The sequence below is a fragment of the Methylobacterium sp. WL119 genome, assembly GCF_008039875.1.
In the GTDB taxonomy this organism is placed as follows: domain Bacteria; phylum Pseudomonadota; class Alphaproteobacteria; order Rhizobiales; family Beijerinckiaceae; genus Methylobacterium.
The window spans coordinates 1-4,708 of sequence record NZ_VRUU01000179.1; the positions used below are offsets into that span (position 1 = coordinate 1).

A 4,708-nucleotide genomic window follows, 5' to 3' on the forward strand; every position below is an offset into this window, starting at 1 on the left:
GTCTTGGCCTTGGGCCGGCAGGCCTCGACCAAAGGCTCCAGTTCAGACCACTGGGCGTCGCTCAGCATCGTCCCTCCTGCATCAGAGAAACGAAAACGCTAGCCAAGCCAATCCGTTCAGACGACGACAGGCCCTAGTTATGAGTCCCGAGCCTTGCACTACTTTGGCAGATTGGGGGGTCGGGGCAGGTTTTCGTGGATTCGTGTGCCATGGCGATGGTCATAGGCGATCGCGATGTCAGGGGCTGGCGGATGGCATGACGACCTAGATCGGTGGCTTCAGCCGTTCCTGGCTAGCCTGTCGCATTCGGCGCGCCGGGCGATGTGCCCACTCTACCTGGCCGGGCTGATCGGCTTGGTCGACCGCAAGAGCGTTTAGCCGATGGCAGATCGGGGCGACGGGGTCCCTTACGATCGGCTGCACCACTTCATCGCGACTGGGATCTGGGACGAAGGGCCGATGCAGCAGGCGCTTCTCAGCGAGGCCGACCGCCTGGTCAGCGGATCGGATGCAATCCTCGTCGTCGACGACACCGCCTTGCCGAAGAAGGGCAACCGCTCGGTCGGGGTGGCACTGCAATACGCCACGACGCTGGGCAAGACCGCCAACTGCCAAACGCTGGTGTCGCTCACGCTGGCGCGCGGCGAAGTCCTTGCGGCGGTCGGCCTGGCGTTATTCCTGCCCGAGACCTGGACGGGCGATCCGGATCGGATGGTCGGGGCCGGCGTCCCCAAGGACGAGCGCGCGCACCGAACCCAGCTGGAGATCGCCCGGGTCCGGGCGGGGGCGTGCGCTTCGGCTGCGCGCTGGCCGATGCCGGTTACGGCTGCTTTGGCCCATTCCGGCAGGCCCTGAGCGCGCGTGGCCTGAGGTGGGCCGTCGGGATCACGGGGCGCAACAAGGTCTACCCGGCCGACGTGGCAATGATTTTCCCCGTGGCAGGGCGTGGGCGACCCCGCCAGCGTCACGTGTCAGACCAGGTCTCGGTCGCGGCCGAGACCATCCTTGCGGACATGACAGGGCGATCGGTGACCTGGCGGCACGGGGCCAAGGGTCGGCTACGGGCGCGCTTTTGCGCCTTACGCGTACGGATGGCCGATGGTCCGACCTAACGGATCGGCACGATGGGCCATCAACATCTGCCCGGGAAGGCTGTCTAGCTGGTGCGCGAGGAGCGCGGCTCGGGCGAGCGCAAGTTCTACCTCTCGAACCTGCCTGCCGATGCGACCCTCAAGCAGCTCGCCGCCACGATCAAGGCGCGCTGGATCTGCGAGCAGGCGCATCAACAGATGAAGGAAGAACTCGGCCTCGATCACTTCGAGGGCCGCTCTTGGACCGGTCTGCATCGCCATGCGCTGATAACGATGATGGCCTACGCCTTCCTCCAGTCCCGGCGCCTCGCAGCAGCCGGGCGGGAAAAAAAGAATCGCCTGCCCGCCGCCCGAGCCCTCGATGCCGTTGATCCGGCAGGCCATCCTCGACCACCTCGGCCGACCGCTACCCCGGCGATGCCCGCACTGTGACGTCGTCCTCGAACTGCCACCTTAAATGCAATCTGCCAAAGTAGTGCTAGGGGTCTGAGTTAGAAGTTCTCTCGCAGAAGCGTCCGACGCTTGCGAGGATAGCATCAGCGGGTTTGGTCCAGACGAAGGGCTTTGGATCGGCGTTGGTTTGGTCGATGTAGGCGTGGATCGCAGCTTCGAGATCGCTGGTCTGTTGGAAGGCACCACGCTGCAGACGTCGACGGGTGAGAAGGGCAAACCAGCCCTCGACAAGATTGAGCCATGATGCGGACGTCGGCGTGAAATGAAGGTGCCAACGCGGACGCTTCACCAGCCAGTCGTGGATCAGCTTGGTTTTGTGGGTGGCCGCGTTGTCGAGCACGAGGTGCACGTCGAGATCGCTGGGTACGACCGCCTCGATCTGATCGAGGAAGTCGCGGAACTCAATCGAACGATGCCGGCCTGTGCAGTGGCTGATCACCGTCCCGGCCTGGACGTTGAGGGCGGCGAACAGGTCGGTCGTACCCTGGCGACGATAATCGTGAGTTCGGCGCTCCGGCTGGCCGGGCCGCATCGGCAGCACGGGGGCCGTGCCCGTCAGCGCTTGGATCTGTGGCTTCTCGTCGACGCACAGCACCACGGCACGATGCAGCGGAGCCATGTAGAGGCCGACCACGTCCCGGACCTTGTCGACGAAGGCGGGATCGGTCGAAAGCTTGAAGGTGTCGGTCTTGTGCGGCTGCAGCCCGAAGGCATGCCAGACCCGCGAGACCATGCTCTGGCTCATGCCGACCCGCCGGGCCATGGCGCGGGTCGACCAGTGGGTGGCGTTCTCTGGCTGGCTCTCCAGCGTGAGGGTGACCATCCCTTCGATGGCCGTGTCCGTGACGGCACGTGGTGTACCAGAGCGGGGCAGGTTGACGAGGCCGTCGAGGCGATGGGCGAGGAAACGGGCGCGCCACGTCGTGACGCTCATCCGGCTGACGCCGAGATCACGGGCAACGCCACTGTTGGTCGATCCCGGCTCAGCGCAGGCCAGCACGATCCGCGCGCGCTGAGCCAAGGCTTGGCCGACATCGCGACGGCGGACGAGCCCCGCCAGGCGCGTGCGCTCGTCCTCAGTCAGATGGAGAGGAGCAGATTTTGGACCACGAGCCATCGGTCACCTCCGTGCGGACATCCCCCACACGTAGGTGCAAGCTCGAAATCTGCAACTAAACTTCTAACTCAGACAACTAGAACTCACGCTCCCTGCCGTTGAAAGCTTTTCAGTTTCAACCGAAGTGCCCGTCGCTGAAAGCGCCGCGGCCTTCGACTGCGCCATATTGCAGGTAGTGCAGCATTGGGTCGATATGAGCTGCGGCAACATCCTTGTAGTGCGCTTCGTAAGCACGGGTATCAAAGATAGCTGACGGATCGCGCCCCTCTTTCCATCCATAGGTTTCATAATGGGCGATAGGGTCCATCCCAGACGCGCGAACGTCGGCATAGGCTGTAAGATATCCAGTGACGTCGAACACCGCGTTGGGATTACGACCCTCGTGCCACCCGTTCACCTCATAGTGATTGTAAGCGAACGCGAAGCTGTCCCCGCCCGCAGCGATTGCCGCGCGTGCAACATCCGCGTTGGCTAGTAGGTAATATTCGGCGTCGAAGCCTGGATGCATCGCAAGATCCGCGGCACGGCCGACTGCGGCATAGGCTTGGCGCCCTTCTGCCTGTCCATATTGCAAGTAGTGAGTGAGCGGATCGATCCCGGCGGCACGGACATCCGGGTTATGAGCCAGATAAAGTTCGTTGTCGAACCGCGCGGATGGGTCGCGCCCCTGATGCCAACCATTGATACCATAGTCTGTCAGCGGGTTGGTACCCGCAGAGCGGACGTCAGCATTTGCGGCGAGGTATCCTGAAGTCGAGAAAAAAGCATTTGGATCCCGTCCCTCATGCCAGCCGTACTGCAAGTAATGCGCATCCAAGTCTGTATGCGTACGCCAAACATCAAAATTATTGGCGGCGTAGTAGAGATCGTCAACGAGGGGTAATCCATCGTTTTTCTGAATTATACCGTCACTAAATGAAATTTTTGTGGCATCAGTAAGATCCATAATTGTTCCGTCGGCGAATTTTATCGCAGTGTGGCCACGACTGAAGTCAAAGCTCGCGTCCGTAAGCGCGATGGGAAGAGATATTGTCGTTAAGCTCGCAGTCGTCGATACGGGAATGCTTGGAGTTAGAGCCACTGCAGCTGTTGCGCCGTAAAGCTTGCCTGTATCGATCCCATCGGGCGATGAAATCGTTCCAAGTTGAACTGCCGTAGCGCTTGAGGCATTTGAGTATGCACGAATATAATCGATGCTCATCGACATGGGAGTGCCTGCGGTGTCGGCGTTATTGCTCTCTGATCCTTGAGTAGCTAAGTTAGCCAGGATATACATCGGGCCATGCATATCAGTAGGAGTTAGTTGATAACCCATGTACTGACCATCAAAATAGAAACTAATTCTGTCAGGCTGCCAATTCATACCATACGTATGATACCCGGATGTTAATCCGGGGTGGTCGCTATAATATTGTAAGTTTTGACTTAGAATACTATCTGTTGTGTGTATAGCGCTATAAACGCCACCTTCGTTAGCTCCATAATGCTCGACGATATCAAGTTCCTGCCACCCTGGAAGATGGTTTGGATTGCTTGCAGCCTGATTAGGAAGTAACCAAAAAGCATCCCATGCACCGATGCTAGCCGACAGGTCGGCCCGCATTTCAAAATATCCATAGGTTTGTGAGAAATTTCCCTGCGTAGTAATCAGACCCGATTCCCAACTTCCAGGATATCCGGACGGAGTTTTATCGGGTACAGCGGTTATTATTAGTGCGCCGTTCTGAACTTTGAACGGATCATAGCCGGATGACGAATCGACAAAGGAAGAATGTCCAAATCCAATGTCGGAGTTGCTGTCAAACCGCCATTGCGAGCGGATATCGGCCCAAGTCGTACCCGATCCATTCTGGGAAATACTACGAGCATTGAATTCGTCGTCAAATGTTAGACGGTAACCCGTAAGGTCGATCATGGCGAAAAATCTCGCTGCTCACATGGCAGAGAGCTTCACGCAAAAACGTTAACGACACGACAATAATAGTCGAGCAGATACTACATGGATCTGACGCATATTATATATACGTCATAAATCATGATATTACGG

The 4,708-nt window shown here is 58.8% G+C and carries 2 protein-coding genes and 1 pseudogene; 1 reads left to right on the top strand and 2 read right to left on the bottom strand.

Translation table 11 applies throughout. The features are described from left to right. The first annotated feature begins 234 nt into the window (after nt 1-234). Nucleotides 235-1,523, top strand: a pseudogene (locus tag FV227_RS27800) (IS701 family transposase). 46 nt (nt 1,524-1,569) lie between these two features. Here the strand turns inward: FV227_RS27800 and FV227_RS27805 are convergent. Continuing rightward, the gene (locus tag FV227_RS27805; RefSeq protein ID WP_147860400.1) at nt 1,570-2,661 is read right to left on the bottom strand and encodes an IS630 family transposase; all 1,092 of its coding nucleotides are present in this window, start codon (nt 2,659-2,661) and stop codon (nt 1,570-1,572) included. A gap of 115 nt (nt 2,662-2,776) precedes the next feature. Continuing rightward, on the bottom strand, nt 2,777-4,576 hold the full coding sequence (locus tag FV227_RS27810) for a glycoside hydrolase family 16 protein (protein WP_147860401.1): 1,800 nt from the start codon (nt 4,574-4,576) through the stop codon (nt 2,777-2,779). Nucleotides 4,577-4,708 lie beyond the last annotated feature (132 nt).

What these genes read in the sequence shown, in the direction of transcription:
- FV227_RS27810 (WP_147860401.1), bottom strand. Translation starts at nt 4,576, where the DNA reads ATGATCGACCTTACGGGTTACCGTCTAACATTTGACGACGAATTCAAT.
- FV227_RS27805 (WP_147860400.1), bottom strand. Translation starts at nt 2,661, where the DNA reads ATGGCTCGTGGTCCAAAATCTGCTCCTCTCCATCTGACTGAGGACGAG.